The organism is Shewanella polaris (assembly GCF_006385555.1).
GTDB lineage: Bacteria > Pseudomonadota > Gammaproteobacteria > Enterobacterales > Shewanellaceae > Shewanella > Shewanella polaris.
The window spans coordinates 1,583,788-1,595,954 of sequence record NZ_CP041036.1 but is presented as its reverse complement, the minus strand read 5'-3'; the positions used below and the strand labels follow the sequence as shown (position 1 = coordinate 1,595,954).

Genomic DNA, 12,167 nt, shown 5'->3' with positions numbered 1-12,167 from the left:
ATATGAAACCAGAAACCGCTATTATACGCATTAAAAACTTACGTTTACGTACTTTTATCGGCATTAAAGATGACGAAATCAATAATCAACAAGATGTCATCATTAACGTAGTGATCCATTATTGTGCAGACAAAGCACGTGATAGTAACAATGTAGAAGATGCATTGAATTATCGCACTATAACTAAAAAAATCATTGCCTTGATAGAAAATAATCGTTTTTCTTTACTTGAAAACTTAACCAGTCAAACCCTTGCCATTGCCAGCGAACATGATTGGGTTGAATTTGCCAGTGTCGAAATTGATAAGCCACATGCACTGCGCTTCGCAGATTCTGTATCGATGGAGTTATGTTACCAAAAAACGCAATAACAGCTATGTTTGCGATAATGAGTGATCATTTCTACGTTAACCGTCGTATGTTCGGGTAAAAATAAAGGGGAGTTGACATGAAAATATTAATCACTGGCGCAACAGGTTTTGTTGGCAAACAACTCGTTAAATCGCTTACCACTCACCAACTGATTATATTAACGCGCAACGTTAGCGACGCAAAACATATTCTTGGCAGCCATCATGAGTACTGGCAAACCTTAACCGATAAGCCCAACCTTAACGATATTGATGCGGTAATCAACCTTGCAGGCGAACCTATAGTCAGTAAGCGTTGGACCAACAAACAAAAAAAACTAATATCCGAAAGCCGTTGCGACATCACAGCAGCGTTAACTCAACTTATTAGTAAAAGCACCACACCACCTCATACTTTTATTAGCGCTTCTGCAATAGGCTATTATGGTCGGCAAGATAAAACACCCGTTGATGAATCCAGTGGTTTTCATGCTGAATTTAGTCATGATATTTGTCAACAATGGGAAGACCTTGCGCTGCAAGCTCAATCACAACAAACCCGAGTATGTATTACTCGTATCGGTATTGTGCTTGGTAAAAAAGGGGGCGCCTTAGCCAAAATGCTTCCGCCCTTTAAGCTAGGACTTGGTGGACCAATTGGCAATGGCGAGCAAGGTATGAGCTGGATTCATATGGACGATTTACTGGGATTGATTAACTATCTACTCAACCACAATGATTTACAAGGCGTGTTTAATGCAACGGCACCTAACCCTGTCAGTAATGAAGAGTTCTCGCAGACCTTAGGAAAAGTACTCAATCGTCCCGCTAAAATCACTACACCACCTTTAGCACTTAGATTGGCTATGGGTGAAATGTCACAATTGCTCACTGAAGGGCAATTCGTTTTCCCCACACGAGCTCTCGCGGCAGGCTATGAATTTATCTACACCGATATCGAAACAGCACTCAATAATATTGTTAGTTAGCACCTGTCATGATTAAGTGTTCTCCTCCACAAAATCGTGGCTACATTAACTGTTTAATAATATCGATAATCGGTTGGTAACGTAGTGCCAATTGCCGATGTTTTTTATGGATTAAAAATAATGGTTCACTTACGCCCTCTTTCCCCTCTTTAACACCAGCAAGCTTAGGGACACATATGTGTTGTGGCTTAACAAAACTGTCCACCGCAAACTGCGGCAATACCGCAAAAGCTAACCCTTTCGCTACAGGTAATAATATTTGATGTAATTGATTAACGTAACTGCGTAAGGGTACTTGCTGAGCTCCAGCTTGTTTATCGTTAAAATAATGACCAACAATTTGTAACCAGTAATGCATAGCATCAGGGTGAGAAACCATCCCTAACATCATTAACTGGTCAAAGTCGACTAACTTATCTTGATAGGATTTTGGCATTACAATACACAAAGCTTGCTGGCCTAATGGCGTTAGCGCTAACTCATCCATGTGAACCGCTTGAGTAACAATGCCCAATTCAACTTGATTGGCCAAAACGCTGTCGATAATGCGTTTGTTTGGTGCGGCCTCTAAAGAGATTTGTAATTGCTTATGCGGTAATTGGTAATCAATTAAGTGCGGATACAGTAATAATGCCATCGAACCAGAACACGCAATTCGACAATCCCCCACATGGACATCATCTACCGCTATTTGCGACAACAGTTGCTGCTGCTGTTGCTGCCAAATCAAAGCCTGCTGGTGCAAATGAATTCCGGCTTCGGTCAGTTCAAAGCTTTTACCCACTCGATATAATAAAGCCACCCCAACTTGCTGCTCAAGTTTTTTAATATGTTGGCTCACGCCTGGCTGAGTCATAAATAATTGTTCAGCCGTATGAGTGAAATGGCCGACTTCGACTAACTTAATAAATGTGGTTAACCATTGCTGATTTAACATGGTTTCCTCTGGGTGCGATTAGCCTATTTGCTGAATATAATAACAGGTGTTTGATAATTTTAAATTATCAAAATCAACAATATTTATAACTCAATGTAAAACTTAAACGTCATCGACTTTTGTTCCTCTAGCCTCTGCTGATGAAACGGTTTCTATAAAAAAGATTGAATTTCATCTGTCGTTAAATAACGCCAATCTCCTAACTCAACATCAAGATTCACAGTACCTATACTTTGTCTATGAAGTGACACCACTTTATTGCCGATAGCAGCAAACATGCGCTTAACTTGATGAAACTTGCCTTCCGTTAACGTAAGTAATACTTCTTGTGGTGCTAAAACCTTTAATTGTGCAGGTAGCGTTAGCCCTTGTTCCCCTTGTAAGGCAATGCCTTGTAAAAAGCGCTCAGCAGCATCTACAGCTATCGGTTTGACCAACGTTACTCGGTAGACTTTATTGCACTTTTTAGAAGGTGAAGTGATAGAAAATGTCCAGCGGCCATCATCGGTAATTAACACTAATCCAGTGGTATCAGCATCTAAACGTCCAGCAATATGCAGCTCGGATAGTCGATCTACATCTAATAGCGAAAACAATGACGGATATACACCATCCGCATTAGAACAAAGAGTATAGGCAGGTTTATTGATTAAAATATAACGAAAAGGTCGAGTTACCAACTTTTGACCGTCTAATTGAATATCATTATTTTCGTGTACTTGGATGGCTTCATCCACCACAGCGACATTATTAACGTAAATCTTAGCTTGATGAATTAACTCAATGGCCTGCTGTTGAGTTAATTCAGTACTTTTCACTACAAATCGATCAAGACGCATCACATACTCACGCTAAATAATGTATTTAATTGGATTTAAACAAGGAGGTGAAATGGATAGTTTGGTTTATTCTAAAACTTAACATACATCTAAAATAACCAGATAATATAATAAGGGAGATAACTGTGTATCTCCCTTATTATTAACAAACCCTTAGGGTTTGCTTTAACCCTCTTTGAGCATGTCACTGCACGATTTATTGAGTAATTGACGGCATCGCCATACGCCAAGCGTCGACACAATTAACGCGCCGGCAATAGGAGTTATGCCCCACCAAGGCCAATGCATATAAACCACCAGCTCAAACACTTGGGTTTTAAGCATATATAAAGCAAACTCAGCCACGATGACAGCCAGTAAACCAGCAATAGCACCAAGTAAAGCAAATTCAAACCCAGTCGACGCACGCAATAACCAACCAGATGCACCAAAAGTACGCAGTACCGCGAGCTCTCGCTGCCGAGTCGCCATACCGGCTTCAGTTTGCGCAATCAATACTAAGGCACTGGCCAATAACACTAGTACCAACACCAATGATAATGACAACGACACTTGATCGATAATTTGCCGCAATTGTTCGACCATTGCTCCGACATCAATAATCGATACTGTTGGAAATTGTTGTATTATTTGCAGTACCACTTGATTGGCACTCAGTAAGCTACCATCAGCCGCTAATTGCGCATCATTAAGATGGAAACTGGCCATAGAGGTGTAAGCAAATGGTGCTAATGCTTCAGGAGTAAAAATCATGAAAAAGTTAGGTTGTAGGGTTTCCCACTGAACTTTTCTAATACTGGCAACCTTGACCGAAAAGGATTGGTTATCAATGCTGTAGGTTAACTTATCACCCAACACTACCCCTAGCCGCTTAGCAACACCAGACTCAACCGACACATCATCTTCAGCTTGATTAAACACGCCTTCAAGCAACTCATTATTAGGCGGTAAGGTTTTTCGGTAAGTTAAATTTAACTCTCGTGAAATGCCCACTCGCCCTTCAACACCTGCATCGGCTTGTTTTCCTGATATCAACTCTTCATCGTTAATATGAGTGAGACGGCCACGAACCACAGGATAAATATCGGTAGCGTTAATATGATTAGTGGTTAAAAAGTCATTGAGTGGCTTAGCATCTTCAGGGGCAATATTGACTAAAAAGTAATTGGGAGCATTTTCAGGCAACTGCTTTTGCCACTCGTTTAGTAAGTCTTGTCGTAACGCTAAAATGGTTAATAACAACACTAATGCACTGCTAAACCCAACCAATTGCACAGCATTTTGGCGTGCTCGACGTCGAAGTCCTGCTAATGCCAGTTGAAAAGGATTGGTGGTTTTCATACCAATTCCATGACCGAAACGAATCATCACAAATCCGAGCACACTCAATAAAAAACCTAATAACAACACCGCAAGTACGACTGTCATGGTTAAGGCTAAACTTCTTGAATATAAATAGCCTAATAATGCCATGGCAGCCAAACTCAATAACAAATGGAGCCACATACCCAGCTGTAAGCCTTCTAATTGACGCTGCAATACTCTTAAAGGCGGAATGGCTAACAAACGCATTAACGGATAAGCCGAAAACATGAATGCACTGATCAATCCGGTGCTAACGCCTAATAATACTGGACGTAAATATGGTGGTGAATAAGCGGCTATCTCTGAGGGTAAAAATGCGGTGATGCCAAGATCGAGTAATAATCCGCCCACAAGGCCCAAGGCAATACCCAATAAAGTGACTAACGATAGATGTAGACCAAATAGCACCCGAATTTGTTTGCCCGACGCACCAAAGGTTTTAAGCATAGCAACAACATCGTAATGACGCTGGCAGTAACGTTGTGCAGCAATACCTATCGCGGCACATGCTAAGGCAATCCCGAGTAAACTGGCGAGTAGCAAAAAGCGCTCAGCACGTTGCACTGCCGAGGCTATCGGTGAATCTCCCGATTGCACATCCACCCAGCGTTGACTGTTGTTAAGTAATGGTTTTGCTTGCTGCTCAAATACCGACAGTTGTTCAGCATCACCGGTAAATTGGTATAAATAAGTAACTCGACTACCCGGCTGAATAATGCCTGTCGCCGCCACATCATCTATACGGATGAGTAACACTGGCGAGGATGCAAATGGATTAAAACCAGCATCTGGTAAACGACTAATTTCTTCTGTTAGCGCTAACTCACTATTACCCAATTCAATGGTTTTAGGATAGCCGAGTAACCCGCCTAAACGGTTTTCAAACCACGCTTGACCAGTCTTAGGCAGTAATCTCGTCGTACCGCTACTCAGTTCTATATCGCCTTTTAATGGATAACCATCACCAACCGCCTTAACGGTAACTAACTGAAATTGCTCCCCCGAATACACCATCGAGTTAAATTGCATATTAGTGACGTGAGCAAGACCAATCTCATCTGCAATCACTAAGACGTTGGGATCTAATTCTACTGGGGAATCGATAATACGATCGGCGGCAATAAAATTAGCCGCTTCACCATTAATCGCAACTTGTAATCGCTCGCTAACCCGCGCAAGCCCAGTCACAGACAATACTGCCAAGGTAATTGCCAATACAATTAATATCAACTGACCTTGGGCAAGCTCACGCTTAAATAAACGCCAAGCAATTTGCCATTCCATTAATTGACCTCCACAGCAAGTTCAAGGCTTAAATCTTCGATGATACTGTTATCTTCTGCATAGGGTTCTGATAAGTGGCCATTTTCCATCACCAATTGACGAGCGCAGCGTCTGGCCAAATGTAAATCATGAGTCACTAGAACTAGGGTGGTATCGCTTTCTTGGTTTAGCGCAAACAACATATCAGCAATTTTGTCGCCATTGACACTGTCTAAATTACCCGTTGGCTCATCTGCAAACAGCACTTTAGGTTCGCAAATAAAAGCTCTAGCGATGGCGACACGTTGTTGCTCACCACCAGACAATTGTTTAGGTAAATGATTTAATCGATGCGCCAAGCCAACACGTTCAAGCATGGCTTGAGCTTTTTGTTTGGCGTCTTTTACGCCAGCAAGCTCAGCAGGTAACATCACGTTTTCAAGCGCGGTTAATGTGTCAACCAACATAAATGATTGAAAGATAAAACTGACTTTTTGTTTACGGAGCGCGGCTTTTTGTTCTTCATTCAAACCAGACAATGCCACACCATCAAGCACGATTTCACCAGATGTGGGAGTGTCTAAAGCAGCGAGCAACCCAAGAAGTGTTGACTTACCAGAACCTGATGGCCCCAAAATGGCAATACTGTCTCCTTGCTTGACTTCTATATTAATGCCGTTGAGGATAGTCAACTCTCCCTCTTGGGTCACAACAGTTTTATTGAGGTTAGTTACCATAATGGCATTGGTATTTCGATCAGTATTATTAGACATACAATCCTTCTTGTTTTTGTCGCTTAAACGCATGTTAGTCACTGCATTTACGCTGATATTAATGTGCGCGCCTACCCATGCTGCCACGGTTTTGATCTTAGGTGATAGCTTAAGTGCAGGCTATGGCATGTCAGAAGACCAAGGTTGGGTACAATTACTCCGTAACGAATTGCCTCAAAACAACATTGTTAACGGCTCCGTCAGTGGTGAAACTACTGCTGGAGGGTTACGCCGACTCCCTAATTTACTGGAGTCTAGCCAACCAGACCTTGTGGTCATTGAGCTTGGCGGCAACGATGGTTTACGTGGTTTCCCACCTAATCAACTGAAATTAAATCTTACAAAAATCATCGAAATTTCTACAGCTCACGGTGCAAAAGTCTTGTTGACAGAAATTATGGTGCCACCAAATTATGGTCCTCGTTACAGTAAATCTTTTACACAGACTTATCATCAATTAGCTGAAGAATATAATATTAAGTTAATCCCTTTTTTCATGCAAAAAATTGCCACAGACACAAACTTAATGCAACGTGATGGTATTCATCCAAATGAACAAGCGCAAGCAAGCATTACGCAATGGATGCTACCTTGGATCACCCAAGAATTATCTGATTAAAAACTTCAATTTATATGATGTTAACTGCAAATGTTAAAAACAATTTACTAAACTGAACGAAAGTTATTTTAATTTAATCAGCGATGTTTAAAATGGACATGCAGTAAGCACATTAGATAACCATAAATAACGATAAACTTTAGACAACAACCAAGGCAATAAGGAAATAATATGTCCGTCAGTCGTCAAAAAAAAGTATACTTGCCCACCGCAACACGTAAAAATCAATACATTACCATTGGTTTCCCATTAACCGATGAATATCTTAATGCTTACAGTGATTTAGAAACTTGTTACGATGAGTTCAGTAAATTGGTTTATCAATTAGCTGAAAAACAAGAATTGTACAACGTCCACGTTGTTACCACTGACAAATTACCTATGGTACGCTTCCACAACGAAGCTTATTGCTTAAACTCAGAAGAGCAAATACGCTTTTTTTATAATCCAGCCCATCATGAAGCCAACAGTTTACATAGCGTTGCAGGTTTTCGAGCAAGAAAGCTTAGAATAGTATTTTTAGCCACGGGTCATGATCTTCGTAGTAATTCAGCTGAATTCCATTCGCATGTGCAAAAATTTATCGCTGAATTAAAACCGTTATTACCTGTTAAAGATGTGCCCATTAAAGTCCGTGACCACCAGCATATTTCTTATGACTTTTTTGCCAAAGCAAAGGGACTCAAAGAAACGTACGGATATAAATTGCGTGCTGTAGACAGCCGTTATCATCGCCGCCACTGTGAGCTACCAGAAAATGTGAGTACGCTCAATTATGTCACCATCAACATTCCGGTAGAACGTCGTATTAAAAAGCAATTACTTGCAAATGATACCACTGACTTTTCAAGTGTTTATCAAAATTTATGCGACAAGTTTATCAAAGCAACAGCAAGTAAGCAGTTAAAGCGTGTTGCCGTTGTCGCTAACGGTAAATTACCACTTGTACGTAACAGTAAGTATGAGCAATTAACCAGTACCAACGAATTTCAGATGATTGGATTTGACCCTCACTCTGAGTCGCCTGAACCTATTTGCCATTGGGATGCCAATAAGCTTGTAGATGCTTTCCGATTTGTCATTGTCGCGGGTAAAAGTGATGAAACTGACGAAGGTTATGGTCGCTTTATGAATCAAGTAGAAGAAGCGATACGTCTATTTACTAATGAACTTGATATCGATAAAGAGCATGCTGATGTTATTTTACGTTTTCATCAACACATCAGTTATAAAGCCTAAACCTATTTAGGTTTACTATATAAAAAACGACAGCTAATGCTGTCGTTTTTTGATCTATCCAATCACTCACAATATAACGTTATACTGACTGATTACGCTCAGCTAAACGATTCATCACGGTATTAACGGCCAACGATGCGCCATGGGCAATTTTGTCAGCCAGTTTTTTCTTCATTTGATATTTTATTTTGATCACTTGATGGGTCTTAACTAACGTTAAAATCACATCATCACTGGTAGATACCTCATCAATTAAACCTAAATCAATGGCTTGTTGACCATACCAATGTTCACCTGTTGCCACTTTGGTAATGTCCATATGAGGACGATAGCGGCCAACAAACTCTTTAAATAATACATGTGTTTCTTCGAGTTCTTGTTGGAACTTAGCTCTGCCTTCATCGGTATTTTCACCAAAAATGGTTAACGTTCGCTTAAAGTCACCTGCTGTATGTTGTTCGTAGTCAATGTCATGTTTTTTCAGCAAACGATTAAAGTTAGGCACTTGTGCCACAACACCAATCGATCCAACAATAGCAAAAGGAGCTGCATACACTTTATTAGCCACACACGCCATCATATAACCACCACTAGCGGCTACTTTATCAATGCAAATTGACAACGGAATATTGGCTTGACGTAAACGATCTAACTGGCTTGAAGCAAGGCCATAACCATGCACCATGCCACCGCCACTTTCAACATTAACCAAGACTTGGTCGTCTTTGTCTGCAATGGTTAAAATTGCGGTCACTTCTTCACGTAATGACGCTACTTCGTGCGCATCAATACTGCCTTTAAAATCAATAACGAACACTTTTCCTGTCGTTAGTTGCTGCTTTTCAGCCGCTTTTTCGTCTGCTTTTACCTGCTTTTCGTAAGCTTTAAATTGCTTTTTAGGCAGTAACTCTTCTTTTAACTGATGCTTGAGCTGTAGCAACTCATCTGAAATATCAGTGAGTCTTAACTCACCTTTATCAGATTTGATTTTCATGCTGCTCGCCAACACTAATACTACTACCGCTAAAATAGCGGCAACAATGGTAACTGCTTTAGCTAAAAACAGACCGTATTCATATAAAAATTCCAAATCTCGCTCCATACAGGGATGACAATCTCGCAGTATATTAACAGCAATAGTCGATAAATAGAGAATAAAAAACCCAGCTAATTGCTGGGTTTCTTAAGAAATTGTGCACTAATTTAGTAAGGATTAATTACAGCTTTGAATCACATCGCTGTTAGTCACAACAATTGTTGCTTGGTCTAAACCAGCTGTTTTCGCAAAACCAGCTACTTGAGACTGCATTTCAACCGTTGCTGCGGCAGCCATACCATCGGTAACACCCTCTACTTCACCAGGGCTAACAATCGAACTGTGATGGCCTTTAGAGAAGCGTACAGCACCAGAACCAGGCGTAGTAGTATCAACACACCCAAGACCTAGCGAGGCAATTAAAGGCTCGGTACCCGACAATGGGAAACTTTCAACACTGTTTGGCAATGTTTGGTCTGGTAAGTTTGTATCATCGCCAACAATTTCAATGACGTGAACAGGAAGTTCCGTTGCAGCGAGCATTGCGCCATGGTTTAAAGGGTCTGCAGAATCAATTGCGGTTTGTACTGCAAAAGCAAATGTAGGAATAAATTCAGCATACACAGCTTGAACTAATGCAGCATATTCAGCACTACCTTCTTCATAACCTGGCGTATTTGCTGCTGTAACTAAAGCCGCAAACGTACTAGATGCTGTCACGTTGGCAAATAACTGTGGACCAAACGCGGCAGAACCTGCAAATGCCCCAGCTAAACCACCAGCAGGTGCGACTAACGACGCTGCATTGATTGCATAAGCATTAGGCAAGGCATCTCCTGTCAGAGGATTAACTAATCCAGTACTCGCATAAGTAGAGAATGTCGTCCCCACAATGCCACCTAAACTTAGGCCTTGCATACTGATTTTAGACACGTCGAATACTTGATCGTCACCGTCTGCGGCTAATTGTTGTGCCATTCCGGTCAATAATAACCTCAGACCAAGTTGATCTAAGGTTGCTTGACGGAAATTATCACGGACAGTCAATGTACTGGCAATGTTAACAAACACTAATGGATTACCATTAGTGAACGCATCAGGCGTGCCCACAACTGGCCCAAATGCAGGTGCGGTAGCGGAAATCTCATAAGTGCCATCATCGTTTGCGTCATATGAACGAGCACCGTGTAATGGCATATCAATCGCGATGGTAGCGACACCCGCGGCAGCATAGGTACCTGCATAGGCTAACGCCATTTCTTTACCACCACCTAAACCATGCATAGCGATGGTTGTCGGCCAACCACTTGCTGGCGGTACAAATGTTCCACCTTGTGCAGTTGTAAATGCAGCTAACTTAGCCGCGTTAGGCAAGGTAATTTGAACAGGAATAATTTCATAACCTTTAATCGCTGGAATAGGATTAAACTTAGTCAAATGCTTAGTTGGATCTGCCGAAGTGCCATCATCAAGTAGCCATTGCTTGCCTGCAAGTAATGCCGGAGTAGAAAGCGCGGCTTGTGGGTCTACACCGTTAGCAACAGCTTGGGTAATAAAGTTTTCTTGGCTTAATGTACCTGATTGTAATGCCAACAAGACAGATACTGGGCTATCGCCTTGTGCAGACCAATGGCCATTAGGTGCCGTTGGTGCACCATCAACAATTGGAATAACACAGCTTGCTGATGAACAATCACCGTAGATTGGCAGTTTAATTTTGGCAGTATAAAGATCAGCCATATCCGCAACAACATATGCTGCACCGTCTTCTACTGTTAATCCGGCTGCCTGAGCAACAGTGTATCCCGTTGGCGTTATCGCTGCTGCAAATGCCGGCATATAAGCAGCATTAGAAGCCATCAATAACTTTGTAGTTTCATACACATCCGCTACTGATTGAGTAGTGAACAAACCTGAAAAAGTAATTGATTCAGAGTCAACGCCGTGAGTTTCAGCCAATCCCTTTTCATAACTATTAACCAGATACTGCAATGTTTTTTGGTCAGCTGTTTCTAACTGTTGTGTTTCGAAGTCTAACTTTAACAGGCCATAGGTAGTCGACGCTGCAATACCACGACCTAACGAGTCTTGAATGAGATCTGTAGTCGCATATATATAAGACTGACCCGCTTTTAATGGCTTAATCGGTACTATGGCGACTTTATTTCCTGATGCTTTAGAGACGAAATCAACACCAAACTGAAGTTCGTCACCGACTTTACAGGCTGAAACTGATGGTACGGAGGTGCACTCTGCATCACTTGATAACGCACCACCAACAGTTGCTTCAAATACACGAACGGCACCAGGTTGGAAAACTGAAGCCGCATCAAGTGTTAATGCATTACCTTCTAAATCGTCTGCTAACTCCATTGTTATTGAAATTGGTGAGCTAGTTGACCATCCGTCTAATGCGCCTAGTGCAATTTGAGGGTTTGTGTAATCACCGTCTTCTTCGTCAGGTATAGCGAGTGTCCCATCAGTAGTACCACTGAAGAGTAAATCGTTTGGTAATGGTAATAAGCTATTAGCAGGATCAAACTGAACGTGTGACAACGGCACTAACGGTTCAGCATTGTCTTTTGCTTCGTTAAAGCTGTCACCACCACAAGCCGTTAAGCCAAGAGCAGATGTTATTGCAACACCCAAAATGAGTCTTTTCATCTTTTTTTCCCCAAATCTTGTTTTAATAATTTTGTTTTCCCCAAGAATTGGTCACAATAGTCCAATCATGCGACCAACAAGGACTTATGTTAG

Annotated in this window: 10 protein-coding genes; 4 read left to right on the top strand and 6 right to left on the bottom strand. The window is 41.4% G+C overall.

The features are described from left to right. Window positions 1–2: 2 nt before the first annotated feature. Both folX and FH971_RS07040 read left to right on the top strand, forming a co-directional pair. Complete coding sequence (gene folX / locus FH971_RS07045) at window positions 3–371, top strand: dihydroneopterin triphosphate 2'-epimerase (protein WP_137221521.1); 369 nt, start codon at window positions 3–5, stop codon at window positions 369–371. 77 nt (window positions 372–448) lie between these two features. Further along, a complete protein-coding gene (locus tag FH971_RS07040) occupies window positions 449–1,339 on the top strand; it encodes a TIGR01777 family oxidoreductase (RefSeq protein WP_140233823.1) in 891 nt (296 codons plus the stop codon). 40 nt (window positions 1,340–1,379) lie between these two features. Here FH971_RS07040 and FH971_RS07035 read toward each other — a convergent pair whose 3' ends face one another. The 4 genes from FH971_RS07035 to FH971_RS07020 form a co-directional block, all read right to left on the bottom strand. Continuing rightward, window positions 1,380–2,276 carry a LysR family transcriptional regulator gene (locus FH971_RS07035; RefSeq protein ID WP_140233822.1) on the bottom strand — a complete coding sequence of 299 codons (897 nt, stop codon included), beginning with the start codon at window positions 2,274–2,276 and terminating at the stop codon, window positions 1,380–1,382. A 152-nt stretch (window positions 2,277–2,428) separates the two neighbouring features. Beyond that, window positions 2,429–3,115, bottom strand: a complete 687-nt coding sequence (locus FH971_RS07030) for a pseudouridine synthase (protein ID WP_140233821.1) — start codon at window positions 3,113–3,115, stop codon at window positions 2,429–2,431. 165 nt (window positions 3,116–3,280) lie between these two features. After that, entirely contained in the window at window positions 3,281–5,764 is a 2,484-nt protein-coding gene (locus FH971_RS07025; RefSeq protein WP_140233820.1) for an ABC transporter permease, read from the bottom strand. Next, window positions 5,764–6,516 (bottom strand): ABC transporter ATP-binding protein, encoded by a 753-nt coding sequence (locus FH971_RS07020; RefSeq protein WP_140233819.1) that lies wholly within the window; start codon window positions 6,514–6,516, stop codon window positions 5,764–5,766. Before FH971_RS07020 ends, FH971_RS07025 begins: the two co-directional genes overlap by 1 nt. A gap of 61 nt (window positions 6,517–6,577) precedes the next feature. Between FH971_RS07020 and FH971_RS07015 the strand changes: the two genes are divergently transcribed. Together FH971_RS07015 and FH971_RS07010 are read left to right on the top strand one after the other, a co-directional pair. After that, the gene (locus FH971_RS07015; RefSeq protein ID WP_167496082.1) at window positions 6,578–7,135 is read left to right on the top strand and encodes an arylesterase; all 558 of its coding nucleotides are present in this window, start codon (window positions 6,578–6,580) and stop codon (window positions 7,133–7,135) included. Between the two features lie 171 nt (window positions 7,136–7,306). Then, window positions 7,307–8,374 carry a DUF3083 family protein gene (locus FH971_RS07010; RefSeq protein ID WP_140233818.1) on the top strand — a complete coding sequence of 356 codons (1,068 nt, stop codon included), beginning with the start codon at window positions 7,307–7,309 and terminating at the stop codon, window positions 8,372–8,374. Between the two features lie 79 nt (window positions 8,375–8,453). Here FH971_RS07010 and sohB read toward each other — a convergent pair whose 3' ends face one another. Both sohB and FH971_RS07000 read right to left on the bottom strand, forming a co-directional pair. Further along, the gene (sohB, locus tag FH971_RS07005) at window positions 8,454–9,464 is read right to left on the bottom strand and encodes a protease SohB (protein WP_167495991.1); all 1,011 of its coding nucleotides are present in this window, start codon (window positions 9,462–9,464) and stop codon (window positions 8,454–8,456) included. A 123-nt stretch (window positions 9,465–9,587) separates the two neighbouring features. Next, window positions 9,588–12,074 carry a VolA/Pla-1 family phospholipase gene (locus FH971_RS07000; RefSeq protein ID WP_140233817.1) on the bottom strand — a complete coding sequence of 829 codons (2,487 nt, stop codon included), beginning with the start codon at window positions 12,072–12,074 and terminating at the stop codon, window positions 9,588–9,590. Window positions 12,075–12,167 lie beyond the last annotated feature (93 nt).

Coding starts and splice junctions, on each gene's coding strand:
- FH971_RS07025 (WP_140233820.1), bottom strand. CDS start 5,764: ATGGAATGGCAAATTGCTTGGCGTTTATTTAAGCGTGAGCTTGCCCAA.
- FH971_RS07035 (WP_140233822.1), bottom strand. CDS start 2,276: ATGTTAAATCAGCAATGGTTAACCACATTTATTAAGTTAGTCGAAGTC.
- FH971_RS07010 (WP_140233818.1), top strand. CDS start 7,307: ATGTCCGTCAGTCGTCAAAAAAAAGTATACTTGCCCACCGCAACACGT.
- FH971_RS07030 (WP_140233821.1), bottom strand. CDS start 3,115: ATGCGTCTTGATCGATTTGTAGTGAAAAGTACTGAATTAACTCAACAG.
- FH971_RS07040 (WP_140233823.1), top strand. CDS start 449: ATGAAAATATTAATCACTGGCGCAACAGGTTTTGTTGGCAAACAACTC.
- folX (WP_137221521.1), top strand. CDS start 3: ATGAAACCAGAAACCGCTATTATACGCATTAAAAACTTACGTTTACGT.
- FH971_RS07020 (WP_140233819.1), bottom strand. CDS start 6,516: ATGTCTAATAATACTGATCGAAATACCAATGCCATTATGGTAACTAAC.
- FH971_RS07000 (WP_140233817.1), bottom strand. CDS start 12,074: ATGAAAAGACTCATTTTGGGTGTTGCAATAACATCTGCTCTTGGCTTA.
- FH971_RS07015 (WP_167496082.1), top strand. CDS start 6,578: ATGTGCGCGCCTACCCATGCTGCCACGGTTTTGATCTTAGGTGATAGC.